Genomic DNA, 26044 nt, shown 5'->3' on the forward strand with positions numbered 1-26044 from the left:
CGGGCACATTCCCAACAGAGTAGATATTTCAGAACGCCCGGAAATAGTAGAACAGCGTAGGCGCTTAGGGGATTATGAAGGTGATACGGTCATTGGTCATAAGCACAAAGGAGCATTAGTGACTCTTGTAGAAAGAACAACAAGAGAAGTCAAACTCAAAGCATTGAAGCATCGTAAAGCCGAACAAGTGGCACAAGCTTGTATAGAGATACTTAATGCTGAAAAGGTTTGCACGATTACTTTTGATAATGGCAAAGAATTTTCTCGGCATGAACAGATAGCTGAAGCACTCAATGCCGAGATATTTTTTGCCAGACCCTATCACTCTTGGGAGAGAGGGAGTAATGAGAACCTCAACGGATTGATTCGGCAATTTTTGCCTAAGTCTGTGAGACTTGATAATCTCTGCGCTGAATTCATCAAAGAGATAGAGGACAATTTGAATAATCGTCCTCGTAAGGTGCTAGGCTTTATGACGCCATTGGAGGTTAAAGCTAGCTTTGGGCGCGTTGCACTTCATGCTTGAATCTGCCAAATTTAATTCACAAATTTTTCAAAATTACTTTGCATAACGACTTGGATAATTCTGACGCAAAAACATATCGTAGTTTGCTTTACTTGCTTCGCTGAGTAAGGTTTCTTTCATTGTTTTGGCTTCTCTGGGATTTCCGCCTTTCGCTTCAAAAGCCGAGATTGCTTTTTCTAACTGCTCTTTGCTGCTATCAATCCCAATACCTAGCACGACATAATAATCCGCCATCATAATACATACCCCGCTATTGCTTTTTGACAAGCATTTAAGATTTTTTAACAATAAAAAAACAGCAAATAATTTGCTGCTCTAATAAATTTGGTGCCTAAGAAGAGACTCGAACTCTTACGGTGTCACCACCGGCGGATTTTGAATCCGCTGCGTCTACCAATTCCGCCACTCAGGCTAAGTGAGAGGCGCATTATAGGCGTTTTTCAGCCAATAGCAAGCGGATTTTTGATTTTTGCACTTAAACTCGTCTAAGTATTTTTAATTTCATCATATTTTTCTTGCCGCTTTTCGCAATTGCACGAATAAATCAGCAAGATAGGCACCCGCTGTATCGATATCCTCGATGCGCGTGCCGCGTCCGAAGCTCAGGCGCAAACTGCGCCGCGCCAAAATCTCGTCCAGTCCCATAGCTTGCAGGACATAAGAAGGCGCCAGATAAGCCGAAGCGCAGGCAGAACCGTTGGAACAGGCGATTCCCTCTATCAGACCCAATACATTCTCTTCGACAATGCCATGCAGGCTCAGGTTCACATAATGCGGCGCGCCGCCAGATTGATGATTGCATTGCACATAGGACAAATCCAGATGACTAAGCAAACGCTGGCGCAGATGTGCTGCGTGCTGCCAATCTTGTTCGCGCTCAAGAGCGGCAAGATACGCCGCCTCGCCCATACCGACAATTTGCGCCGTCGGCAATGTGCCACTGCGCAAACCCTGTTCTTGAGCGCCGCCGTGCATTTGCGCCAGCAATCGCAAATCGGTGCGCCGCCGCTTATATAAAACGCCTGCTCCTTTAGGTCCGTAGGCTTTATGCGCGGACAAACTCAGTAAATCAATCGGTATTTCCTGCAGATTGATTGCCACCTTGCCCAAAGCTTGCGCGGCATCCACATGCAGAAACACGCCGCTTTGCCGACAGATTTTCGCAATCCCTGCAATATCCTGAATAATTCCTGTCTCATTATTGACCCACATAATACTTACTAAGAACGTATCGGCGCGAATGCCATCAGCTAAGGCATCCAATTCCAGCTGCCCGTCGGGACGCACCGGCAAATAACTGACCGCAAAGCCGCGCCGTTCTAAGGCACGCGCGCTTTCCAGCACGCTGCTGTGCTCTGTCGCCGCCGTGATGATATGTCCCTGCCCTCGCGCTTCAGCCAAGCCTTTAAGCGCTAGATTATTGGCTTCTGTTGCGCCGCTGGTAAAAATCACTTCCGCCGCTTGGGCGCAAATGGCTTGGGCGATTTGTCTTCTCGCCTTTTCTACCGCCTCTTCCGCCCGCCAGCCGTAGGCATGAGCGGAAGCGGGATTGCCGAATTGTTCCTTAAAATAAGGCTGCATGGCGGTGTATACCCGTTCGTCAAGCGGCGCAGTGGCGGCATAATCTAAATAAATCATACGGTTAAACTCTTTGTTTTGCTGCACAAACAGTCTGCAATGATAGATAATTTTTGTATGCTAAGTAAATTTTTTCTGCGTGACTGCCGCAATGCTTATGATAAGCTAGGCATGAGGCAAATTAATAAGCGAGGCTTAATAAAAGTTACTCGCATTCCATCGCAAAGCGATGACAAAAACTAATAGCGAAAGCTATTAAAGGAATCATCATGAAGGTTACACGTCGACAATTTTTTAAGGTAACCGCTTCAGGTGCAGGCGCTTGCACCGCAGCGGTCATGGGAGTCATGCCGGCGCCGGCTTTTGCAGAAGTGCGGCAATACAAACTCAGCGGCGCTTTTGAAGCGCGCAACAACTGCACTTATTGCTCGGTAGGCTGCGGTACAATTTTATACAGTTTGGGCGACGGCGCCAAAAACGCGAAAAAGAAAATCTTTCACATCGAAGGCGATCCCGACCATCCGGTCAGCCGCGGCTCTCTCTGTCCCAAAGGCGCTTCTTTGTTGGATTTCGTCAATAGCGAAAACCGCCTGCATTATCCTGAAGTGCGCGAACCTTTCAGCGACGAATGGAAACGCATTTCTTGGCACGAAGCCTTGCAACGCATCGCCCGCCATATCAAAAACGACCGCGACGCCAATTTCATTGAGAAAAATGCCGAGGGCGTTACCGTTAACCGTCTGCCTTCTTTAGGCATGCTGACCGCCTCCGCTTCCTCAAATGAAACAGGAATTCTGACGCAGAAATGGATGCGTTCTTTAGGTATTATCGCCACTGATGCGCAGGCGCGCGTTTGCCACGGTCCGACCGTTATGGCATTGGCTTCCACCTTCGGACGCGGCGCGATGACCAATACTTTCTGCGATATGCAAAATGCCGATTTCATCATGGTTATGGGCGGTAATGCGGCGGAAGCCCACCCCGTTGGCTTTAAATGGGTGATTGAAGCGAAAAAGAAAAAAGGCACGAAGCTCTTTGTGGTCGATCCGCGTTTTAACCGCACCGCAGCCGTTGCCGATTTTTACGCGCCCATCCGTTCAGGCAGCGATATCGCTTTCTTAGGCGCATTAATCAATTGGCTGATTGAAAACGACAAAATCCAATGGGAATACGTCAAAGCCTATACCAATGCCAGCTTTATCGTCAAAGAAGGCTATGATTTCCATGAAGGCTTATTTTCCGGCTACAATCAGCCCGACAGCGAACGCACCAAGCGAGGCGAAAAACAGCCGGAAACCAGCAGCCGCATCGATACTAATCAACCTACCTATAATAATGAAACATGGTTCTATGAGCTAGATGAAAACGGTCATGCCAAAACCGACCCGACCCTGCAAGACCCGCGCTGCGTCTTCCAACAACTGAAAAAGCATTATTCGCGCTATACGCTGGATATGATGAACCGCATTTGCGGCACTAGCAAAGAAGACTTCCTCAAAGTCGCGGAGGCTTGGGGCGAAATGGCGGCGCCTGATAAAGCCGGCACGATTTTATACGCGCTCGGCTGGACGCAGCACACCACAGGCAGCCAAATCATCCGCACCATGGCGATGGTACAATTATTGCTCGGCAATATCGGTATGGCAGGCGGCGGCGTCAACGCCCTGCGCGGACATTCCAACATTCAGGGCTTGTCCGATTTGGGTCTGCTCTCCACATCCCTGCCGGGTTATCTGACCTTACCCAACGAGACCAATCACAAAACTTTCCAAGACTATCTCAACAAGCAGACGCCCAAAGCCCTGCAAGCCAATCAATTGAACTATTGGCAAAACACGCCGGCTTTCTTTGTCAGCTTCCTCAAATGGATGTACGGCGACAATGCCACCCAAGAGAACAATTGGGGCTATGACTGGCTGCCCAAATGGGACAAGATGCGCGACATTTTGCAATTGACCGAATCCATGTATCAGGGCGAAGTGCAGGGCTTGCTGGTGCAAGGCTTTAACGCTCAAGGCTCTTTCCCCGACGCGCATCGTGTAACCGAAGCCTTTTCCAAACTCAAGTACATGGTCGTGATGGATCCCATCAAAACCGAAACCGCTTCTTTCTGGGAAAACCACGGCGAAGCGCATGATGTTGATCCCAGTCAAATCGGCACGGAAGTCTTCCGGCTGCCGACACCCTGTTTTGCCGAAGAAGCCGGCTCGATTGTCAATTCCTCGCGCTGGCTGCAATGGCATCATCCGGGCGCGGAACCGCCCGGCGAAGCCCTGCCCGATTTGGATATTTTGGGCGAACTGCACCTTTTGCTCAAAGAAATGTACGAACAGGAAGGCGGCGTTGCTCCCGAGCCGATTACCAAACTGTCTTGGAAATACGCCAAACCGCATGCGCCCACGCCCGAAGAAATGGCAAAAGAATCCAACGGCTACGCGCTTACCGATTTATTCGACCAAGACGGCAAACTCATCCGCAAAAAAGGCGAATTATTAGACGGTTTCCATCAATTGCGCGCCGACGGCAGCACCGAATGCGCCACATGGATATTCTCCGGCTCTTGGACGCAGGCAGGCAACCAAATGGACCGCCGCGACAACACCGACAGCGGCTTAGGCAATACGCCTTACTGGGCATGGGCATGGCCGGCGAACCGCCGCATCGTCTATAACCGCGCCTCCTGCGATCCGAGCGGCAAGCCTTGGGATCCGAAACGCGTCCTTATTAAATGGGACGGCGAAAAATGGGGCGGCGCGGACGTTGCCGACTTCAAAGCCACCGAGCCGCCCGGCTCCGGCATGAACCCTTTCATCATGAACGAAGAAGGCGTCGGACGTCTATTCTGCGCCCGCAAAATGGTGGACGGGCCTTTCCCGGAACATTACGAACCGATGGAATCGCCAATCGGTACCAATCCGCTGCATCCGAATGTGGTGCAATCGCCCGCAGTGCGCCTCTTCGACAGCGTCAAAGACCGCTTCGGCACACATGAGGAATACCCCTATGTCGGCACCACCTACCGCCTGACCGAGCATTTCCAATTCTGGACGAAATCCGTCAAATTGCTGATGATCGCGCAGCCGGAACAATTCTGCGAAATCAGCGAAGAATTGGCGGCGGAAAAAGGCATCCGCAAAGGCGACTGGGTGAAAATTTTCAATAAACGCGCGTGGATACGTGCCAGAGCAGTGGTAACCAAACGCATCAAGCCGCTGCAAATCGACGGCAAAACCGTGCACCAAGTCGGCATCCCCCTGCACGGCGGTTGGGAAAACGTTTCAGGACAAAAGCAATTTATCGTGAATTCGCTCACGCCCTTTGTCGGCGATTGCAACACGCAAACCCCTGAATTCAAATCCTTCCTCGTGAATATTGAAAAAGCATAAATATAAAGGCACATCATCATGGCACTGCAATCATTAGACATCAAACGCCGCTCGGCAACCTCCGGCATCATGCCACCGCCTGCCGCGCGCGACCATCAAGTAGAAGTGGCAAAACTCATCGACGTCACCACCTGCATCGGCTGCAAAGCCTGCCAAGTCGCCTGCTCGGAATGGAACGACATCCGCGACGAAATCGGCACCAACCACGGCGTCTACGACAACCCCATCGACCTGACCTCCAAAAGCTGGACGGTCATGCGTTTTGCCGAAACCGAAGAACACGGCAAATTGGAATGGCTGATTCGCAAAGACGGCTGTATGCACTGCAGCGAACCGGGCTGCTTGAAAGCCTGTCCTTCGCCCGGCGCGATTATCCAATATCACAACGGCATCGTGAATTTTCATCAGGAAAACTGCATCGGTTGCGGCTACTGCGTCTCTGGCTGCCCCTTCAACATCCCGCGCATGGACGCCGACGACCACCGCGCATACAAATGTACCCTCTGCTCCGACCGCGTCGCCGTCGGACAAGAACCCGCCTGCGCCAAATCCTGCCCGACAGGCGCGATTCAATTCGGCAGCAAAGCCGACATGCTGCGCGTGGCGGAAGAACGCGTCCGCGATTTGCAGGCGCGCGGCTATGAAAACGCCGGTATTTACGACCCGCAAGGCGTGGGCGGCACACATGTAGTATATGTGCTTCATCATGCCGGCGAGCCGGAGCTCTACAGCAATCTGCCTAAAAACCCGAAAATCAGCACCACCGTCAAACTGTGGAAAAGCCTGCTTAAACCATTGGTTACCTTGGGCATTGTGGCAGCCACCGCTTCAGGCATCTTGCACTACCTCACCATCGGCCCGAACCGCACGCGCGAAGACGGCGAAGACAATCCCGAAGTCATCAGCAAAGAAGGCAAAGTCTTATCAGGACAGGAGGAAGCCTAATGAAACGCCCACTCATCCAACGCTACAACAAAGCCGAACGCATCAACCATTGGTTTGTCGCATTTTGCTTTATCCTGCTCGCCGTCTCCGGTCTGGGCTTTTTCTACCCCTCCTTCTTCTGGCTGACCCACATTTTCGGCACGCCGCAATTGGCGCGCGTATTGCACCCCTTGGTCGGCGTACTGATGTTTGTCGGCTTCTTTATCCAATTCTTCCGCTATGCACGCCTGAACTTCCTCGATAAAGAAGACGAAAAATGGTTAAAAGACATCGGCAAAGTCATGCAAAATCATGAAGTCGGCGATGTCGGCAAATACAATGCCGGACAAAAACTGATGTTTTGGCTGATGACAAGCTGCATGGTCTTGCTGCTGCTCAGCGGACTGATTGCTTGGCGTCCCTATTTCGCCCCGCATTTCCCCATTCCCGTCATCCGCTTTGCCTTATTAGTGCATTCTGCCGCCGCCAGTCTCTTAATCATCGGCATTATCGTGCATGTCTATGCCGCCTTGTGGATTAAAGGCACCTTGCGCGCCATGGTAGAAGGCGTGGTCACTCAAGCATGGGCGGAAAAACATCATCCGCGCTGGTATCGCGCCGTGATGGAAAAAGCGCGGCAATCCCAAGCGGATAAGGCGGACGCGCCCGCGACGCCGCCCTCTCATTCCTAAACGCTTAAGCAATTGCCTCTCATCGGGGCAATTGCTTCATCAAGACTCCGCCATATGCAGCCGCTTTCCAGCCATCCCATTCTCCGCCGCCAAGGACAAACGCTCAGCCCTTCCCAAGACATACTGGCGGAAGAAGTACCGATTGCCCTCGTCTATAACGGCATCTCGCACGCCGTATTGATGGCAAGCCCGCAAGACCTTGCCGAACTCGCTATCGGCTTCAGCCTCAGCGAAGGCATCTTAAGCCGCATCGAGCAACTCTACGATCTGCAAATCGAAGAACAGCCCCTTAATACCTACAGCCAAGCCCTGCGCATAGAACTGCGCATTGCCGGCGAACGCTTTCACCTCCTCCAGCAACGCCGCCGCCACATGAGCGGACGCAGCAGCTGCGGACTATGTGGCATCGACAGTTTGCAAGCCGCCTTGCCGGACATCGCCCCCATTACGCGCCGCAATCCCCTGCCGTTCAGCGACATTCAGCGCGCCCTTGCAGATATGGACGCCGCACAAATCCTGCGCCGCCAAACAGGTTCGCTGCATGCCGCCGCTTGGGCGGTCAAAGGTGAAATTCTCGCCCTATACGAAGACGTCGGCAGACATAATGCCCTCGACAAACTGCTGGGACATCTTGCGCAAACAGGCTTCAATCCCGAAGACGGAGCCGTTCTTATCTCCAGCCGCGCCAGCTACGAAATGATTGCCAAAGCCGCCGGCATGGGCATCTCCTGCCTTGTCGCCGTTTCCGCCGCCACAGCACTTGCCCTGCGCCTTGCCGAGCATAGCGGCATCTGCCTGATTGGCTATGCCCGCCCCGAACAGCAAAACATCTACACCCATCCGGAACACATTCAAGCATGAACACTCTCCCAAGCCCTGAAGAAATCAAAGCCAAACCCTTTTTCCACAAGCCTTTTTTCATCGCCCCGCCGAACGACATCTTTGCCAAACGCGCCGCCCGCTTCAGCGCCTTAGCGCAGGAAGAACAAGACCTCAGCTGGCAGGCCTATCTCAATCTGCTGGCGGCACTCTGCCAAACGCAAGACCAATTCCTGAGCCGACAAGAAAAAATCCGTGACATTCCTGCGCAATTGCCGCGCGACGAAGCATGGCTGTCAGACAAACTCGCCGCACAACTGCCGGATTTCTGCCAAGCCCTCCTGCAAAATCCCGCTCTGCCCGAAACAGCCCGCCGCCAAATCCAAAACCTTGCGGCGCATGCGGCACAATTATCCGCCATGCCGGCAGAAGCCGCGCAAGACAACATCTGGCTGCAAGCCCTTGAGCAAGTACTATGGACGGCATGGAGCAGCCAACTGGTGGAAGATGATGTGCCGAGCGTAAAGGAACGCAGCCATTGTCCCTGCTGCGGCGAAGACGCCGTCGCTTCCGTCATTCTCAGCGGCGGCGATGACGACAATCTGCGCTACCTGCATTGCCCGCGCTGCAATAGCCGCTGGAACGCCCTGCGCGCAAAATGCACCTTCTGCAATCAGCAATCCGGCATGCAATTACAGCAACTCAGCGCCTCAAACGCGGAAAAGCACCATCTGCCTAGCGCCCTGCGCGGCGCACGCGCGGAAAGCTGCGACCGCTGCAAACACTACCGCAAATTCTTCTTCCTGCGCGAACAAACGCTTGCCGACCCGATTGCGGACGACCTTGCCAGCCTCGCCTTGGATATCCTGATTGGCGAAAAAGACTACAGCCGCGGCGGCTACAATCCTTTTTTAATCCGCCAAAGCTGAACACGTTTTATATAGTCAAGGAATTCAAAAAGAGTTACAATTTAAACACATCTCGCCGTACTCTCTGCGCTACCTGTTAGCAGCATTACTGTATCACTTTTTCATTTCTTTGACTATAGTCGATTAAAATAAAAATGAGCCAACACCCTATCATTACAATGTTAATCGACTATACAAAGTCCATCCGATGGTTCCTGCAAACCATGGCAAAATAGCGTCTTTTTCTTGCAAGCTATAGAGACAACACGGCAGCCGAACCCTCGGCGGGACTCATGCACTTTTCAACAATAGCCTTGAAGCCGCCTACATCAGCCCCATATTTGTTTTTATTTTCACCATTAAACGCTTCATGACTACCAGCCTTCCCCAAGATTTTTCCCATATTCTTTGCCAAGACCGCCATGCTTTGCACAGTTTGGCGTATAAAATCCGCCAGCGCGAGCGGCGCGGATTGCCCGCCGAACAGATGCGCGAGAAATATCTCAAGCAATATCAATTCTCAAATACCGCTTACCAGCAGCGGCTGGCGCAATTACCCAAGCCTGCATTAAGCGCGGATTTACCGGTGCTTGCCAAGCAGGCGGAAATCCGCCGCCTGATTGAGCATCATCAAGTCGTGATTATCAGCGGCGAAACAGGCTCGGGCAAAACCACGCAATTGCCGCAAATCTGCTTGGATTTGGGCTTGGGCGCGGCGGGCATGATTGCGCATACGCAACCTCGACGCATTGCTGCGCGTTCGGTTGCCGATCGCATTGCCGAAGAATTGGGCGTGGCTTTAGGCAGCAGCATCGGTTATCAAGTACGTTTTGACGAGCAAATCAGCGAACAGACCGCGGTCAAACTGATGACCGACGGCATGCTGCTGGCAGAAACCCTGTCCGACAAATTTCTCTCGCAATATGAAGTTATTATTGTTGACGAAGCGCATGAACGCAGCCTCAATATCGATTTTCTGCTCGGCTATCTGCGCCAATTGCTGCCCAAGCGCCCCGATTTAAAAGTCATCATTACCTCCGCCACCATCGACACGGAAAAATTCGCCGCCCATTTCAATAATGCGCCGATTATCAACGTCTCCGGACGCAGCTATCCCGTAGAAATCCGCTACCGCGAAGCGCTGCCCGACAGCGATATGCAGGACAATATCCTGCAAGCGGTGGAAGAACTCGACCACGAAAGCCGCGGCGATATTCTCATTTTCTTCCCTACCGAACGCGATATCCGCGAGGCGGCGGACAGCCTGCGCAAAGCCAATCTGCGCGATACCGAGATTCAGCCCTTATTCGGACGTCTCTCGCTGGCCGAACAAAACGCCGTCTTCCACCCAAAAGGCAAGCGGCGCATCGTCTTAGCCACCAATGTGGCGGAAACCTCGCTGACCGTGCCGCGGATTAAATACGTCATCGACACCGGCACCGCGCGCATCAGCCGCTATTCCCTACGCAGCAAAACCCAGCGCCTGCCGATTGAAGCTATCTCGCAGGCCGCCGCCAATCAGCGTGCAGGACGCTGCGGACGCTTAAGCGCCGGCGTCTGTATCCGTCTCTATAGCGAAGAAGATTTCAAACAGCGTCCCGCCTTTACCGAGCCGGAAATCCTGCGTACCAACCTTGCCGCCGTCATCTTGCAAATGCTGATTCTGCATTTGGGTGACATCGCCGCTTTTCCCTTTGTGGACAGCCCCGACCAGCGGCAAATCAATGACGGCTACCGCCTTCTATTCGAACTACGCGCCGTTGATGAACACAACCGCCTTACCGCCCTAGGCAAGAAAATGGCGCATCTGCCGGTCGATCCGCGCTTTGCCCGCATCGTCTATGCCGCCGAAGACAATGCCTGCCTGCATGAAGCCCTGATCATCATTGCCGCGCTCTCGATTCAAGATCCGCGTGAACGTCCCTTTGGTGCGGAAGCGCAAGCCGATATGCGCCAAGGGGAATTTGCCGACAAACACAGCGATTTCCAAACCCTGCTCAATCTCTTTGCCGCCTATTCCAATGCGCGGCGCGAACATTCCAACAACAAGCTCCGTGCTTGGTGCAAACACTACTTTCTCAATGCACAACGTATGCGCGAATGGCGCGAACTCACCAATCAACTCATGCGCGATGCCCACCAACAAAAACTGCGCATCAATGATTTCAAACCTGCGCCCAACCGCCGCCAACAAGATAATCTCGTCGAAGGCAGCAAAGGCAGTCTCGACTTCGACAATCCGCATCTGCCGCTCCTTCACCGCAGTTTACTGGCAGGCTTTCTCGACCAAGTCGGACTCTGGGACGAACAAAACAAAGACTACACCGGTCCCCGCCACCGCAAATTCTCCATCTTCCCCGCCAGCGTCTTGGCAAAACAGCGCCCACAAGCCATCATGGCGGCAAGCATTGTGGAAATTAACCGCGTCTTTGCCCGCCACTGCGCCTCCATCGAACTGCACGAACTGGAACACCTCGCCGCCCATATCACGAAACGGCAATACAGCAATCCGCATTGGAGCAAAAAAGCCGGCAACGTCATGGCGGAAGAAAGCCTGCTGCTCTACGGTCTGCCGATTGTGGCAGGACGTAAAAAACCCTTTGCCAAACAAAATCCCGCCCTTGCCCACGACATCTTCGTGCAAGAAGCCCTAGTGACCGGCGAAATCCACAGCCGCCTCAGCGTCATTGCGGAAAACATCGCCCTCTGGCAAGAACTGCAAACCTTGGAAGACAAAACCCGCAGTCGCGGCATCCTGATTGACGAACAAGCCCTTGCTGACTTCTATTTCCAGCGCCTGCCGGAAAAAGTCCATTCCGTCGTCAGCCTAGAACAATGGGCGAAGCAAAAAGGCGAAGCCGCGCTGAAAATGCAGGCCTCCGACCTGCTGCAAAACGAAGCCGACATCTCGGCACAAGAATATCCGGAACACATCAACATTCGCGGACAACGTTTCCAGCTCCAATACCAATTCGACCCCGGCAGCGAAACCGACGGTGTTACCGTTCTTGTGCCGCTGACCGCACTCAATGCCTTGGAAACCGAAGATTTTGAACGCCTCGTGCCAGCGATGCTGGAAGAAAAAATCGAAGCCCTGCTACGCCGCCTACCCAAAGTCTGGCGGCGGCAACTCGTCCCCATACCCGACTTCGCCCGTGCCCTGCACGAACGCCTGCAAGACAGCGCCGCGCCCTTAGCGCAAGCCCTCTCGGACGGCATCTGGCAAATGAAAGGACTGCGCATTCCCCTAGAAGACTTTGACGAAAGCAAACTCGAAGCACATTACCGCATGAACTTCCGCCTCCTCGATCCGCGCAAACGCCCCCTTGCCGAAGGTCGCGACCTAGCCGCCCTCAAAGCCCGCTACCAAGCGCAAGCCGCCGCCCAATTCCAAGAACGCAGCCGCAGCAAACTGGCAGATGGACAGCCCGTGCAAGACTGGCAATGGACGCAACTGCCCGACAGCGAAAAAATGGCCGGCGGCATCATCGGCTACCCTGCCCTCACGCTGGAAAAAGGGCAACTCTTCATGCGTCTGCATGACAACCCCGAACAAGCCGCCCGCGCCCACCATGAAGGACTGCGCCACCTGCTCGCACAAAAACTCGGCAGCCAAGGCAAATACCTCAAAAAAAACCTGCCGCAACTCAATACCATGAGCCTGCACTACCGCAAAATCAGTCATGACAATCTGCTGGCTGACGACATCTTCATGGCACTGATTGAGCGCGTCTGCCTCAGCGAGGGCAAAGCCCTGCGCAGCCAAAGCCAATTTGATGCGGCGCTGGCGCAAGGCGAAAAACACCTCATCAGCGCCGGCAACGAACTCGCCGCCCAACTCAGCCAATTACTAAGCGAATACAGCCGCCTGAACGAACGCCTGCACCAATGCAAACACAAAAGCGCCAAAGCCGACATCAGCGCACAAATCGCACGTCTCGTCTTCCCCGACTTTATCCGCCAAACCGCCGCCGCCAAACTGCCCGACCTCTTGCGCTACATCAAAGCCGCCAATCTGCGTCTGGACAAACTCGAACGCGAACCGCTGAAAGACGCCATGCGCCAATCCGTCCTCAATCCTTGGCAAGCATTGCTGGATAAGAGCCTGACTCAGCAGGGCATCAGTAAGCCGAGCGACAGCCAAAACGCCGCACTGATCGCCTATGCCTATGCCTTGGAAGAATACCGCATCCAAACCTTCGCCCAAGAAATCGGCAGCAAAGGCAAAATATCGGAAAAAATATTGGCGGACTTGGCAGAGAAATTGCCGCATGGCAAGGAATAGCAGGCGGCATAGACATTGATGTTATGAGCGCTAAATTCATTCAATATATATGTTCAAAACATATTATAGTCGAAGAACTGAAAAAGTGACACAAAATATCAAGCTGCGAGCGTTATAGAGAGTACAGCAAAATGAATCAAAACTGTAACTCTTTTTGAAATCTTTGACTATACACGGTATGAATGAAGCATACAGCTGCTTAAATCTCCAGCATAAAATCCGGACGATAACCGCTCGAGGGGCGATAGCGGTTATATTCGCTAAAATAACCGCGCTGATTGCTGATAAAGCGCGTATACCCCAGCGTGCATTCGATATTTTCATGACTATGCCCATATGCCCAGACATCGGCAAGGGCATATAATTCCGGCAAATCGCTGCTCCAATAAGCACTTTTCATCAATGCCTCTTGGCTGTAGCCGTATTGCTTGCCGACCAGCTCTTTCGCCGGCAGAAAATGACTGAACACGACTTTTTTGCGCAAGCTCTGATGCTGCGTCAAGGCATCATGCAAAAATTGCCGCGCCGCCTGATGTTCCGCCAACATGTCTTCCGGCGAGAATGCGCTGAAACCGCTTTGAATCAAATGAAAATCCGGTATGTTATCCCGCGCCCAATCCATGCTGCTCGCCGCATCGCCGGCTAGAGCGAAATCCGTCCATAAGGTTGTGCCGCAAAACAGCACATCATCGATGATGAGGGATTCGTTTTCCAATAGGCGGATATCATAGTCGGCGGCAAGGCGGCGGTACTCCGCCAAGCCCTGCTCCCATTGCAGATACCAATGTTCGTGATTGCCCAGAATATACAGCACCGTGAGTTGCGGTGCTTGTTGGCGCAGCTTGTAGAAAAACTGCGGCAAGGTCTGCATATCGCCGATATCGCCCGCCAACAGCAATACATCCGCCTGCGCCAAGCCCTGCAATTCGCATAGGCTTACTTCGGTATGCAAATCGCTGTGAAGTGCAATGTTCATTTAGGGTAAAGCGGCGAATTGCGGCAGAATTTGCGCCAGCCAGGCTTCAAGGCGCTCGTCGGTCAGCTCGGGCTGCGAATCTTCATCAATGCCGAGCCCTAGGAAATTACCGTTTTTCAACAGGGCTTTAGAGGCTTCGAATTTATAACCCTCGGTCGGCCATTCACCGATAAAGCTCGCGCCCTGCGCGGCAAATTGTTCTGCCAACATGCCCATAGCATCAAGGAAATATTCCGGATAACCGACTTGATCGCCCAAACCGAACATGGCAATGGTTTTGCCATGCAAATCGGCAGCAGCGATTTTATCCACCACCATTTCCCAATCGTCTTGATATTCGCCGTAATTCCATGTCGGCTGTCCGACTATAAGTTTATTGTATAAAAACATATCGTTAGGGTCGTCCAAATCAATAATATTGATCGGCGTGAGTGTGATGCCGTGTTTTTCTTGGGCAATTTTCTCAATTTTAAACGCCACGTCTTCGGTCATGCCGGTAGTGCTGCCGTAGAAGAGTCCGATTTCTTCGCTCATGGTATTCCTCTGTTTATTTACATCTGTGTTGATAATTGTTGCAATTGCAAGGTGTTGCGTAGCAGACAGGCAATAGTCATCGGCCCGATGCCGCCCGGCACGGGCGTGATTGCGCCTGCAACCGCTTTGGCGGCGGCGAAATCGACATCGCCGACCAATTGCGCTTTGCCGTCTTTCTCAATGCGGTTAATGCCCACATCCAGCACTATCGCTCCTGCCTTAATCCAATCGGCTTTGACTAATTCCGCTCTGCCTGCCGCCACCACTAAAATATCCGCCTGCCGCGCGACTTCCGGCAAATTCGGCGTTTTGGAATTACAAACCGTTACGGTGGCGCGCATCCGCATCAGCAAAGCCGCCATCGGTTTGCCGACAATATTAGACGCACCGATAACCACCGCTTTTTTACCCTCCAAATTGCTGCCCAAATGGTGTTCTAAAATCAAAGAACAGCCGAGAGGCGTGCAAGGCACGGGGCAATCTTTTTCGCCCAGCCACAATTTGCCGACATTGTGCGGATGAAAACCGTCCACATCTTTATGCGGTGCAATCGCGGCAATCACGGCTTCTTTATCCAGATGCGCCGGCAAAGGCAGTTGCACTAAAATGCCGTGAATGGAGGGCTTATGATTTAATTTCTGAATCAAATCCAGTAATTGCTGCTGGGTAGTCTCGCCGGGTAGACGATGGGTTTCACTATAAAATCCTACCGCTTCCGCCGCAATACCTTTATTGCGCACATAGACATCGCTGGCGGCATCGTCGCCGACCAAAACCACCGCCAAACCGGGACGCACACCGCCTTTTTGAAGATTGTCTTCTACTTGCAAGCGCACTTGCTCGCGAATATCTGCGGCAAATGCCTTGCCGTCAATGATTGTTGCTGTCATAGTTCTTCCTTATGGCATCAAAGCGATGTGTTGCAAACCTAGAGTTTCGGGCAAACCGCAGACAATATTCATACATTGCACCGCCTGCCCTGCCGCTCCTTTGACCAAATTGTCTTCCACCACCGTAATCACCGCCATGCGCTGATCCACGGAACGATGCACCGCCATACGCACCATATTGCTGCCGCGCACGCTGCGCGTACTCGGATGCTCGCCGGCAGGCAAGACATCTACAAAAGGCTCATTAGCATAAGTATCGGCATATAATTGCTGCAAATCGACATGCGGATCTTTCAGTACCGCATATAAGGTGGCTTCAATGCCGCGAATCATCGGCAGCAAATGCGGTACAAAGGTAATCGCCAGCTCTTTTCCTGCGATTTTCGACAATTCCTGTTCGATTTCAGGCTGATGGCGATGTCCCGAAGCCGCATAGGCCTGAAAACTCTCACCCATCTCGGAAAACAGATTTGCCACTTTTGCCGCCCGCCCTGCGCCGGATACGCCCGATTTGACATCGGCAATCAAGGGATAAGTTTCCACCAAATCATGCGCCAATAAAGGCTTAAAGCCCAATTGTACGGCGGTCGGATAGCAGCCGGGATTGGCAATCAGACGTGCATGGCGAATCTTATCGCGCTGCAATTCCGGCAAACCGTAAACCGCCTGCTTGAGCAATTCGGGCGCGCTATGCGCCATGCCGTACCAGCGTTCAAAAGTTGCCGTATCTTTCAAACGGAAATCGCCCGAAAAATCAATCACCTTAATACCGGCATCTATCAGGCGCTGCGCCTGCGCCATACACACCCCGTGCGGTGTGGCAAAAAAGACCACATCGCATTGCAATAAAGCCTCATCGTCCAAAGCGACAAAAGCCAAATCCACCACACCGCGCAAATGCGCATACAATTCCGAAACCGCTTTGCCGACTTCCGCCCGCGCCGTAATGCAGGCAATCTCAACGGCAGGATGGGCGGCTAAAATGCGCAGCAATTCCGCGCCCGTATAGCCTGTCGCCCCGACAATGCCGACACGAATCTTCTTTTCGCTCATGATTACGCCTCTAAAGCTGCCGCCAATTGCGCGGCTTGGGCTTGCAATTCCGCCAAATCCGCCGCTTTGCTGCCATGCTGTTCTTCTTTTTGTGCCGCATAGACAGGCAATAAATGCATGTGGTAGTAAAACACGGTTTGCCCTGCCGCCTCGCCGTTGAATTGCATCACGCGAATCCCCTCGGGAGCAAAAACTTGCCGCTGCGCACGCGCCAAACGGCGGCTAAAACGGATAATATACGCCAAAGACTCCTCCGGCATCTCGAACAAATTTGCTGCGCCCTCTTTGGCGATAATCAAGGCATGACCTTTTGCCTGCGGAAAAGCGTCCATAAATGCAAAAATATGGGCATCTTCATAAATTTTGGCGCAAGGAATCTCGCCGCGCAGAATTTTGTGGAAAACCGTATCGCTCATTATTCTCCCCTGATATGCAAAAGGCGCATTCTAGCAGTTTTACCCGCACCGTAGCGAGCAGAAAACGCGAAAGACTTGCATTTAAAGCAAAGAAAAAGCCGCTGACAAGCGGCTTTTTCACATATCTCAATTAACGCAGCGGCGGCGCATACATAATCCCGCCGTCATTCCACAATTTATTCAAACCGCGCTCGATTTTCAGCTCGGAATCCGCGCCCACGTTTTTCGCAAACACTTCGCCGTAATTGCCGACTTTCGCCACAATGCGCTGGCAGAAATCTACACCGACGCCCAATTTTTCCGCACCGTTGGCTTCCAAGCCCAGCAGACGGCGCACATCAGGATTGTCGCTCTTGAGTTTTTCCGCCACATTTTGCGAACTCACGCCCATTTCTTCGGCATTAACCATGCAGAAATGCGTCCAGCGCGCCAAATCGGCAAAATGATTATCGCCATGGCGCACTAAGGGACCTAAAGGCTCTTTGGAAATCACTTCCGGCAAAATCACATGCTCATCAGGATTTTTCAGCAATTTTCTTTGCACATACAAACCCGAAACATCGGAGGAATAGGCATCGCAGCGTCCATTGTCATAAGCGGTTTTCACCTCTTCTGATTTTTCAAAAATCACAGGCTTATAGCTCATGCCGTGAGATTTGAAATAATCGCTCATATTCACTTCTGTGGAAGTGCCGGTATTGGTGCAGATAGAAGCGCCGTCTAATTCTTTAATACTTTTGATGCCTAAAGATTTCTGCACCATAAAGCCTTGACCGTCATAATAATTCACAGCGGTAAAATCAAAGCCCAAATCCGCATCGCGCGACAGCGTCCATGTGGTAACACGGGCAAGCACATCAATCTCACCTGATTGCAAAACGGTAAAACGCTCTTTGGAAGAAGTCGGGCGGAAAGTCACTTTATTCGGATCATCAAAAATCGCTGTGGCAATCGCGCGGCAATAATCCACGTCCAAACCCGTCCAATTGCCCTTATCATCGGCAACCGAAAAACCTGCCAAGGCTTGAGTTACGCCGCAGCGCAATTCGCCGCGTTGTTTGATGTCGTCAATCGTGGCGGCTTGAGCCGTCGTATGCCAAGCGGCTAAGCATAGGGCAAGCGGTAAAATTTTCTTCATAATATCCTCCTAGACAATCGAGGCGGGCATTGTGCCATATTCTTTGCCGCTTGCCTGATAAAAATAGAGGCTTATGCCTATTTTTCATAAGCATTTGTGAATACACGTGCAAAATCGTTCATTCTTAATCTGCTTTTGATAAAACAACAAATAAAGCCTCAAAGAAAATATTTTTATTTAACAAACCGATATTTTTCCAGAGCTTTATTTGACTATTTGGCTTAGAAAATTTTGCTTGTGAATAATAAAAAGCTTTGCTACTGTAAAGTCTGTTTTCACATCAACCTAAAGGAGCATATCATGCGTAAAATTTTATCTGTATTGGGCTTAGTTTCCGTACTGGCTTTAGCCGGCTGCAACACTGTTAAAGGTGTGGGTCAAGACGTGGAAAAAGCCGGTTCCGGCATTCAAAATGCAGCAGACAGCACCGGCGCGACCAACTAATCCGCTGAGCTCGAAAAAAAGCGCGTTCATCGCGCTTTTTTTATGACATTCTGATGTGAACACCGCCTTATGGATATTATTTTTGAAGACGCCGACATTGTGGTCGTGGACAAACCTGCAGGTTTGCTTTCCGTACCCGGACGCGGCGCGGACAAGCAAGACAGCGTGGAATGGCGGATTAAGCAGCAATACCCCGGCGCAATGGCGGCGCACCGTCTGGACATGGCGACCAGCGGCGTGCTTCTCGTTGCCAAACATAAAGATGCGGAACGCTATTACAAACAATGCTTTGCCCAAAGAGAAACCGAGAAAACCTATCAAGCCCTTTGTCATGGGCATATTGCCGCGTCACGCGGCGAAATCGATTTTCCCCTGCGCTGCGACTGGGAACGCCGTCCGCGGCAAATGGTCTGCTACGAACAGGGCAAAAGCGCACTCACGCGCTATGAAGTCTTAAATTATGAAGGCGAAAGTACCCGCGTCGCACTCTATCCCTTTACCGGACGCAGTCATCAACTGCGCGTACATTTGGCGGAAATCGGACATCCCATTATCGGCGACAATCTATACAGCTATCCGCAGGACGCGCAGCTGCCGCGCCTTTTGCTCCACGCGCAGCAATTAAGCATTACCGACCGCAAAGGTAGGCAGCGGCATTTTTACGCGCCCCTGCCTTTTTAATCTTACTTGCAGATGAGCATTTGATAATAATCGGCTATAATCAGCACTTTCTTTTCTCTCGGAAAATATCATGCTCAACAAACTATTTGCGCTTGATGCGCACAAAACCACGGCTCGCACCGAATTTACCGCCGGTTTGACCACCTTCCTGACGATGGCATACATTATTTTCGTTAATCCCAGCATTTTGGCTCAATCGGGCATGGACAGCGGTGCCGTATTTGTCGCTACCTGTATTGCCGCCGCAGTAGGTTGTTTTATCATGGGATTTGTTGCCAATCTCCCTGTCGCCCTCGCGCCCGGCATGGGATTGAACGCCTTCTTCACTTTCACGGTCGTTTTGGGCATGGGCAAAAGCTGGCAAATCGCCTTAGGCGCGGTGTTTCTCTCCGGAATTCTCTTTATCCTCATCAGCCTGTTTAAAATCCGCGAATGGCTGATTAATGCCATTCCTAATACCCTCAAACGCGCAATTGCCGCCGGTATCGGGGGATTTTTGATGCTGATTGCCTTCAAGCAAACCGGCATTATCGTCGATAACCCTGCCACGCTCGTTTCGCTGGGCAATCTAACCCACTACACGCCGCTGATGACCTTTTTCTGCTTCTTCCTCATCATTGTTTTGGAATCGCGCCATATCCGCGGCGGTGTCTTAATCGCCATTCTTGCCACCAGTATCATCAGCATTCTCTGCGGACATACCGAATTTAGCGCAAAAATCATCTCCGCACCGCCATCGCTTGCCCCTACTTTCATGCAAATGGACATCATGGGCGCGCTGAGCATCAGCATGATTTCCGTTGTTTTCGCCTTTTTCTTCGTCGATTTATTCGACACCGCCGGCACACTCGTCGGTGTGACCAATCGCGCGGGACTTATTGCCACAGACGGCAAAATCCCCAATCTCAAACGCGCTTTGCTCGCCGATAGCGGTGCGACCATCGTCGGCGCAGCACTCGGCACATCCAACACCACCAGCTATATCGAAAGCGCTTCCGGCGTTGCCGCCGGCGGACGTACGGGCTTAACCGCCGTAGCGGTCGGCATCTTCTTTTTATGTGCCATCTTCTTTTCGCCTTTAGCGGGCATGGTACCGATTGAAGCCACCAGCGGCGCGATTTTATACGTCTCCGTGCTGATGATGTACGCCCTCGGCAACATCGATTGGAACGACATCAGCGAAGCCGCCCCTGCCGCCATTACCGTCATGGGCATGACCTTGACCTACTCCATCGCCGACGGCATCAGCCTTGGCTTTATCGCCTATGCCGTGATTAAATCGCTGACCAGCAAAATGAACCAAGTTTCTATCAGCGTTTGGGTCATCACGCTGATTCTGATTGCCCGCCTCGTGCTGATGGCGACGCAATTTGCCGCTTAAACAGAAAAAGCCCTGAATCTTCAGGGCTTCTTTATGACCATATTCATATGAACATTACCGAACTCATCCCCTTTCGCGCCCAATTTCTTGCCGAAATCCGCGCCTTTTTCGCCGCCGCCCAAGTGCTTGAAGTCGATACCGCCCTGCTGCGACCCTACGGCGTCAGCGATGCGCAGCTGCACAATCTTGCCGCAGATACGGGCTATCTCATTACCTCGCCCGAATACGCCATGAAAACCTTGCTCTGCCAAGGCGCGCCCGACATCTACCAACTCAGCCACGTCTTTCGCGGCGAAGAACTGGGACGCAAACACCGCCAAGAATTCATGCTCTTGGAATGGTACCGTCTAGGCTTCGACCTCCCGAAGCTGATGCAGGAAGTCGCGGATTTATTCGCGCATCTGCTCAAGCGTCCGCTGCATATCCGCCGCAGCAGCTACGGCGAACTGTTTCAGCATTATCTGCACATCGACTGCTTTGCCATCAGTGATGCCGATTTAGCTGTATTCTGCGGCGAGAAAATCCCCGAAAGCCGCGCATGGCAGCTGGATCGCGACGGCTATTTGGATTTGCTATTCACGCACTATATCGAAGCGCAATTGGGCAAAGACTGTCTTGAATTCGTTTATGCCTACCCTGCCTCACAAGCCGCATTGGCAAGACTTGAACGCAATACCGCGGGGCAATGGGTCGCCGCCCGCTTTGAAGCCTATATCGACGGCATCGAACTGTGCAACGGTTTTCACGAACTCGGCAATGCCGCAGAACAACGCGCGCGATTTGAAGCGGATAACCGCGAACGCGCTGCGCTGGGATTGCCGCCAATTGCCATCGACGAAGACTTTTTGCAAGCCCTTGAACAAGGCTTGCCCGATTGCGCAGGCGTGGCGGTGGGCGTCGACCGTCTGATGATGATTGCCGGCAATGCCGAGCATATTCAGGAAATTCAATATGAAAAAAGTCCCTAGTCGGGACTTTTTTCAGCATTTCGGCGTGGCAAAGAATTTATTGCTCCGGCCATTCGATTCCGCTCAGCAAGTCCGCCAATTCGCCGCTCTCGTGCATTTCCACGATAATATCGCAGCCGCCTACCAATTCGCCTTTCACCCATAATTGCGGGAAAGTCGGCCAATTGGCATATTTAGGCAATTCCGCACGAATTTCAGGGTCTTGTAAAATATTGACATAGGCGAAAGGCTGCCCTTCGGCCTTCATGCACTGCACCGCGCGAGCGGAAAAACCACATTGCGGGAAATCCGGCGTGCCTTTCATATAGAGCAATACGGGCATTGAGCCGATTTGCTCTTTAATTCTTTCGATCGTTTCCATAAGATACCTCTTGATTTACACAATAAAGCGCATACTATACCTCCTTTTCGCCCTAAAACCGACACTATGAATACAAAAGCCACCGCCCTCATGAATAATTACGCGCGCCTGCCGATTGCCTTTACGCACAGCGAAGGCGTTTATTTATTTGATAGTGCAGGAAAAGCCTATCTTGACGCCCTTGCTGGCATCGCCGTCTGCGGATTGGGACATGCGCATCCCGAATTAGCGCAGACCCTCAGCGAACAAGCGGCACGCCTCTGGCACGTTTCCAATCTGTTTGAAATCCCCGAGCAAGCGTCTGCCGCCGAGAAAATCGCCGCCCTTTCCGGCATGGATAAAGTGATGTTCTGCAATTCCGGCGCGGAAGCCAATGAAGCGGCGATTAAATTAAGCCGCCTGCACGCGCGACAAAAAGGCATTGACCGCCCTGCCATTATCAGCTTTTACGGCGGTTTTCACGGACGTACCTTCGGCGCCATGGCGGCAACCGCCAATCCCAAAATCCGCCGCGGATTTGAACCGCATCTTAATGATTTTATCCATCTTCCCTTTAATGACATTGCCGCCGTTGAAGCGCAGCGCTACCGTCCCGATATCGTAGCGGTCATGTTGGAATGTTTGCAGGGCGAAGGCGGTATTCATCCTGTAGATAAAGACTATTTGCGCCATATCCGCCAACTATGCGACGAACGCGGCTGGCTGCTAATTTGCGATGAAGTGCAAATCGGCATCTGCCGCAGCGGCAAATGGTTCGGCTATCAGCATTACGACATTCAGCCTGATATCATCACGCTTGCCAAAGGTTTAGGCAACGGACTGCCGGTCGGTGCCTGTGCGGCGCGCGGCGCAGCAGCGGAATATTTCCAAGCCGGCTTGCACGGCTCGACCTTTGCCGGCACGCCGCTAGTCATGTCTGTTGTCAATAAAACCCTAGACATCTATCAGCGCGATCATATCGCCGAGCACGTGCAAACGACCGCCGACTATTTGCGCCGTCAATTGCAGCAGCGTCTGGGCGATTTGCCTCTGCTCAAAGAAATTCGCGGACAAGGCTTAATGATCGGCATCGAGCTGCAACAGCCTGTGCCGCAATTAGTGGAAAAAGGCTTGGATAAAGGCGTTATTTTTAACGTTACCGCGGAAAAAGTCATCCGTCTTCTGCCGCCGCTGATTTTCAAGCCCGAACACGCAGACGAATTAGTCGAAAAACTCTATCAAATCCTCAGCACATGCTAAGTTACCGCCACCATTTCCATGCCGGCAATGTTGCCGACGTTCTCAAGCACTTCTGCCTATATGAAGTGCTGAACTATTACAAACGCAAAGATAAGCCCTTTCTTTATCTCGATACCCATGCCGGCGCAGGACTCTATCAACGCCAAGATCCGCGTTTGGGCGAAAACCGCGAATACGCCGGCGGCATGGACATCTTATTCCAAGCCGCATCCCTAGCCGCGCCATTGGCGGCATTTGCGCAAGACATGCAAAGCTGGCTAGCGCAAGCCCCTGCCCACAGCGTGGCAGGTTCGCCGTGGATTGCCGCGCAGATGCTGCGCCCCGGCGACAGTCTGCGTGCCTGCGAATTGCACCCCAGCGACTATCCGCAATTAGCAGCCAATATCCGCCGCCTGCGACCGCGCCGCAATCTCATCGAACAAAGCGACGGCTTTCAAAGCCTGATAGCGGCATTGCCGCCACCGCAACACCGCGCCGTCGTCCTAATCGACCCGCCCTATGAAGACAAAAACGACTGCCAACGCCTTGAACACAGCTTGAAAAAAGCCTTTGCGCGCTTTCCGCAGGCCTGCATCTTGGTCTGGTATCCGCTCTTAAGCCATCAAGGCACGCACCAGCTTATTCACAGTCTGCCCGCCCTTGCGCAGCATTATCAACTGGACTATCTCCAAGCCACGCATTGCGTCTGCGCGCCCAGCGACAAAGGCTTCGGCATGTACGGCAGCGCCATGATGATTTACAACCCACCCTATACTCTCAGCCAAACCCTTGCCGACTGCGCCGCCGATTTGAAACAATACTTTGCCCAAGACGTCGACGCGGATTTTATTCTTCAGTCCCACAGCCGCTAAACATGAACCCGAAACGCATTCAAATTCTTCTGCATAATCCGCAAGGCTTCACGGGGCTGGTCGGCGAAAAACTCTCCGCCGCAGGGCATCAGCTTTCCATCTGCTGCCCCCTGCACGGACAAAGCCTGCCCGAACTCGACAGCTACGATGCCGCCGTCGTCTTCGGCGGCAAAATGAGCGTCAATGACTGCGACACCGTTCTGCCTGCCCTGCATGAAGAAATCCGCTGGATACGGCGCAGCGTGGAAGCCGGCAAACCCTATCTCGGCATCTGCCTCGGCGGACAACTCCTTGCCCGCGCCTTCGGCGGCACCGTTACGCGCCATCACAAACACTATGTAGAAATCGGCTACTACAATCTTTATCCCACCCTTGAAGGCTTTGAAGACATCTTTGCCAATGCCCCTGAAAAATTCTTTCAATGGCACAATGAAGGCTTTACCATTCCCGAACACGCCGTCAAACTCGCCGCCAGCGATTTATATCCCAACCAAGCCTTCCGCCTCGGCGAACGCGCCTACGGCTTTCAATTCCACCCCGAAGCCACGCCGGAACAAATCCAATACTGGCACCAACGCGACCCCGAAGAACTGGCAGGACCGGGCGCACAAACCGTTCGCGCCCAAATTCGCGATATCGACACCTACACCCCCGCCATCAGCGCATGGTTAGACGATTTCCTCGCCCACTGGCTACAAGACCCCAAGGACCATTCATGAACACCCAACTCGCCAAACGCATCATCCCCTGTCTTGACGTAAATAACGGTCGCGTCGTCAAAGGCACCAATTTCGTCAATATCCGCGATGCCGGCGACCCCGTCGAAGCCGCCCAACGCTACAACGAACAAGGCGCGGACGAACTGACCTTTCTCGACATCACCGCCACCTCCGACGAACGCCGCACCACCCTGCACATGGTCGAGCAAGTCGCCGGTAAAGTCTTTATTCCGCTGACCGTCGGCGGCGGCGTGCGCACATTAGACGATATCCGCCAATTGCTAAACGCCGGTGCGGATAAAGTCGCCATCAACAGCGCCGCCGTGCAACAGCCCGAATTTGTACGGGAAGCCGCCGAGCATTTCGGCAATCAATGTATCGTTGTCGCCATTGATGCCAAACAAACCGCGCCCGAACAATGGCACATCTTCACCCACGGCGGTCGCCGCCAAACCGAGCTCAATGCAATCGAATGGGCAAGCCGCATGGCATCATACGGCGCCGGCGAACTGCTTGTAACCAGTATGGACAGAGACGGCACCAAAGCAGGCTTTGACAACGCCCTCTTAAGCCGTATCGCCGCCGAAGTGCAAATCCCCATTATCGCCAGCGGAGGCGTCGGCAATCTGCAACATCTTGTGGACGGCATCACTATCGGCAAAGCCGATGCCGTGCTTGCCGCCAGCATCTTCCATTTCGGCGAATACAGCATCGCGCAAGCCAAAGACTATATGCGCGCGGCAAGCATCAGCGTGCGCTAAGATTCAAGCGTTTTTGCCCTGATAAAATCGACAAAAGCCCGCACAATGCTGGAAGGATAACGATGCGCCGCATACAGCATCGACACATCGTAGCTGGGAAAGGCAACATCCGCCAAGACCTCCAGCAAACCATGCTGCGCCACCAATCTGTCTGCGGTGTAATCGGCAAGCTAGCACAAAGCCCTGCCTTGCAGCGCCATAAACTCTATCGCGCCGCTCTCATTGCTAGCAAACACATAAGGCAGAACATAGCTTTGCTTGCCCAATTTGAGCGACAAAGCCGTCTCGCCGTTGCGCGCCCAACCTGAAACCTTTGCAAAACCTCAAAGCATTTAAGTTGTTTTGGGGTTTTTAAGAAAAATGGCAATATCTACCCAAATTTTACCCATTCATCCTGATTAAACAGCCCATTTCAGGCTGCTTACCGCCTTTTCAGGCAGCAATAGGTGCTATTAGCCTTAACTTATTGGCTGCTTTCAACAAATTCAAACACATCACCTTCAACACCATTTGC

Annotated in this window: 25 protein-coding genes and 1 tRNA gene; 16 read left to right on the plus strand and 10 right to left on the minus strand. The window is 52.5% G+C overall.

The window, feature by feature from the left end:
* The coding region (locus ACJHVI_RS05110) for an IS30 family transposase (protein WP_483183576.1) at positions 1–526 on the plus strand (526 nt) is incomplete at its 5' end.
* Positions 527–559: 33 nt separating this feature from the next.
* On the opposite strand, the gene ACJHVI_RS05115 is transcribed toward ACJHVI_RS05110, so the two are convergent.
* The 3 genes from ACJHVI_RS05115 to ACJHVI_RS05125 form a co-directional block, all read right to left on the minus strand.
* The gene (locus ACJHVI_RS05115; protein ID WP_483183577.1) at positions 560–763 is read right to left on the minus strand and encodes a hypothetical protein; all 204 of its coding nucleotides are present in this window, start codon (positions 761–763) and stop codon (positions 560–562) included.
* Between the two features lie 88 nt (positions 764–851).
* A tRNA-Leu gene (locus ACJHVI_RS05120) sits at positions 852–938 on the minus strand.
* Positions 939–1030: 92 nt separating this feature from the next.
* Entirely contained in the window at positions 1031–2164 is a 1134-nt protein-coding gene (locus ACJHVI_RS05125; RefSeq protein ID WP_483183578.1) for a cysteine desulfurase family protein, read from the minus strand.
* Positions 2165–2373: 209 nt separating this feature from the next.
* Here ACJHVI_RS05125 and fdnG point away from each other — a divergent pair, with 209 nt between their 5' ends.
* The 6 genes from fdnG to hrpA all read left to right on the plus strand — a co-directional run bounded on the left by fdnG (position 2374) and on the right by hrpA (position 13118).
* A complete protein-coding gene (gene fdnG / locus ACJHVI_RS05130; RefSeq protein WP_483183579.1) occupies positions 2374–5490 on the plus strand; it encodes a formate dehydrogenase-N subunit alpha in 3117 nt (1038 codons plus the stop codon).
* Positions 5491–5508: 18 nt separating this feature from the next.
* The gene (gene fdxH / locus ACJHVI_RS05135; protein WP_483183580.1) at positions 5509–6435 is read left to right on the plus strand and encodes a formate dehydrogenase subunit beta; all 927 of its coding nucleotides are present in this window, start codon (positions 5509–5511) and stop codon (positions 6433–6435) included.
* Positions 6435–7106 (plus strand): formate dehydrogenase subunit gamma, encoded by a 672-nt coding sequence (locus ACJHVI_RS05140; RefSeq protein WP_483183581.1) that lies wholly within the window; start codon positions 6435–6437, stop codon positions 7104–7106. The genes fdxH and ACJHVI_RS05140 overlap by 1 nt, the downstream gene beginning before the upstream one ends.
* 54 nt (positions 7107–7160) lie before the next feature.
* Positions 7161–7967 (plus strand): formate dehydrogenase accessory sulfurtransferase FdhD, encoded by an 807-nt coding sequence (fdhD, locus tag ACJHVI_RS05145; protein WP_483183582.1) that lies wholly within the window; start codon positions 7161–7163, stop codon positions 7965–7967.
* Positions 7964–8854 (plus strand): hypothetical protein, encoded by an 891-nt coding sequence (locus ACJHVI_RS05150; protein WP_483183584.1) that lies wholly within the window; start codon positions 7964–7966, stop codon positions 8852–8854. Before fdhD ends, ACJHVI_RS05150 begins: the two co-directional genes overlap by 4 nt.
* A gap of 349 nt (positions 8855–9203) precedes the next feature.
* Positions 9204–13118, plus strand: a complete 3915-nt coding sequence (gene hrpA / locus ACJHVI_RS05155) for an ATP-dependent RNA helicase HrpA (RefSeq protein WP_483183585.1) — start codon at positions 9204–9206, stop codon at positions 13116–13118.
* A 199-nt stretch (positions 13119–13317) separates the two neighbouring features.
* Here hrpA and ACJHVI_RS05160 read toward each other — a convergent pair whose 3' ends face one another.
* The 6 genes from ACJHVI_RS05160 to ACJHVI_RS05185 form a co-directional block, all read right to left on the minus strand.
* Positions 13318–14094: a metallophosphoesterase gene (locus ACJHVI_RS05160; protein ID WP_483183586.1), complete on the minus strand. Its 777-nt coding sequence runs from the start codon at positions 14092–14094 to the stop codon at positions 13318–13320.
* Positions 14095–14628 carry a flavodoxin gene (locus tag ACJHVI_RS05165; RefSeq protein ID WP_483183587.1) on the minus strand — a complete coding sequence of 178 codons (534 nt, stop codon included), beginning with the start codon at positions 14626–14628 and terminating at the stop codon, positions 14095–14097.
* 17 nt (positions 14629–14645) lie between these two features.
* Positions 14646–15518, minus strand: a complete 873-nt coding sequence (gene folD / locus ACJHVI_RS05170) for a bifunctional methylenetetrahydrofolate dehydrogenase/methenyltetrahydrofolate cyclohydrolase FolD (RefSeq protein ID WP_483183588.1) — start codon at positions 15516–15518, stop codon at positions 14646–14648.
* 9 nt (positions 15519–15527) lie between these two features.
* On the minus strand, positions 15528–16571 hold the full coding sequence (gene argC, locus ACJHVI_RS05175) for an N-acetyl-gamma-glutamyl-phosphate reductase (protein WP_483183589.1): 1044 nt from the start codon (positions 16569–16571) through the stop codon (positions 15528–15530).
* Between the two features lie 2 nt (positions 16572–16573).
* Positions 16574–16987, minus strand: a complete 414-nt coding sequence (locus ACJHVI_RS05180; RefSeq protein WP_483183590.1) for an HIT family protein — start codon at positions 16985–16987, stop codon at positions 16574–16576.
* Between the two features lie 130 nt (positions 16988–17117).
* Positions 17118–18125, minus strand: coding sequence for an amino acid ABC transporter substrate-binding protein (locus ACJHVI_RS05185; RefSeq protein ID WP_483183591.1), 1008 nt, complete (start codon positions 18123–18125; stop codon positions 17118–17120).
* A gap of 300 nt (positions 18126–18425) precedes the next feature.
* Between ACJHVI_RS05185 and ACJHVI_RS05190 the strand changes: the two genes are divergently transcribed.
* From ACJHVI_RS05190 to epmA, 4 genes are all read left to right on the plus strand, one after another.
* Positions 18426–18569: an entericidin A/B family lipoprotein gene (locus tag ACJHVI_RS05190; protein ID WP_483183592.1), complete on the plus strand. Its 144-nt coding sequence runs from the start codon at positions 18426–18428 to the stop codon at positions 18567–18569.
* 69 nt (positions 18570–18638) lie between these two features.
* Positions 18639–19250 (plus strand): pseudouridine synthase, encoded by a 612-nt coding sequence (locus ACJHVI_RS05195; RefSeq protein WP_483183593.1) that lies wholly within the window; start codon positions 18639–18641, stop codon positions 19248–19250.
* Between the two features lie 70 nt (positions 19251–19320).
* A complete protein-coding gene (locus tag ACJHVI_RS05200; protein WP_483183594.1) occupies positions 19321–20631 on the plus strand; it encodes an NCS2 family permease in 1311 nt (436 codons plus the stop codon).
* 47 nt (positions 20632–20678) lie between these two features.
* Positions 20679–21599 carry an EF-P lysine aminoacylase EpmA gene (gene epmA / locus ACJHVI_RS05205; protein ID WP_483183595.1) on the plus strand — a complete coding sequence of 307 codons (921 nt, stop codon included), beginning with the start codon at positions 20679–20681 and terminating at the stop codon, positions 21597–21599.
* A gap of 37 nt (positions 21600–21636) precedes the next feature.
* On the opposite strand, the gene grxD is transcribed toward epmA, so the two are convergent.
* Positions 21637–21960, minus strand: coding sequence for a Grx4 family monothiol glutaredoxin (gene grxD / locus ACJHVI_RS05210; RefSeq protein WP_115218624.1), 324 nt, complete (start codon positions 21958–21960; stop codon positions 21637–21639).
* A 66-nt stretch (positions 21961–22026) separates the two neighbouring features.
* On the opposite strand from grxD, the gene ACJHVI_RS05215 reads away from it, so the two are divergent.
* The 5 genes from ACJHVI_RS05215 to ACJHVI_RS05235 all read left to right on the plus strand — a co-directional run bounded on the left by ACJHVI_RS05215 (position 22027) and on the right by ACJHVI_RS05235 (position 25838).
* On the plus strand, positions 22027–23199 hold the full coding sequence (locus tag ACJHVI_RS05215) for an acetylornithine/succinylornithine family transaminase (RefSeq protein ID WP_483183596.1): 1173 nt from the start codon (positions 22027–22029) through the stop codon (positions 23197–23199).
* Positions 23193–24050 carry a 23S rRNA (adenine(2030)-N(6))-methyltransferase RlmJ gene (locus tag ACJHVI_RS05220; RefSeq protein WP_483183597.1) on the plus strand — a complete coding sequence of 286 codons (858 nt, stop codon included), beginning with the start codon at positions 23193–23195 and terminating at the stop codon, positions 24048–24050. Before ACJHVI_RS05215 ends, ACJHVI_RS05220 begins: the two co-directional genes overlap by 7 nt.
* Positions 24051–24052: 2 nt before the next feature.
* A complete protein-coding gene (locus ACJHVI_RS05225; RefSeq protein ID WP_483183598.1) occupies positions 24053–24769 on the plus strand; it encodes a glutamine amidotransferase-related protein in 717 nt (238 codons plus the stop codon).
* Entirely contained in the window at positions 24766–25530 is a 765-nt protein-coding gene (gene hisF, locus ACJHVI_RS05230; RefSeq protein WP_483183599.1) for an imidazole glycerol phosphate synthase subunit HisF, read from the plus strand. Before ACJHVI_RS05225 ends, hisF begins: the two co-directional genes overlap by 4 nt.
* A 62-nt stretch (positions 25531–25592) precedes the next feature.
* A complete protein-coding gene (locus ACJHVI_RS05235; protein WP_483183600.1) occupies positions 25593–25838 on the plus strand; it encodes a hypothetical protein in 246 nt (81 codons plus the stop codon).
* Positions 25839–26044: the final 206 nt, after the last annotated feature.

Source organism: Suttonella sp. (assembly GCF_056855035.1).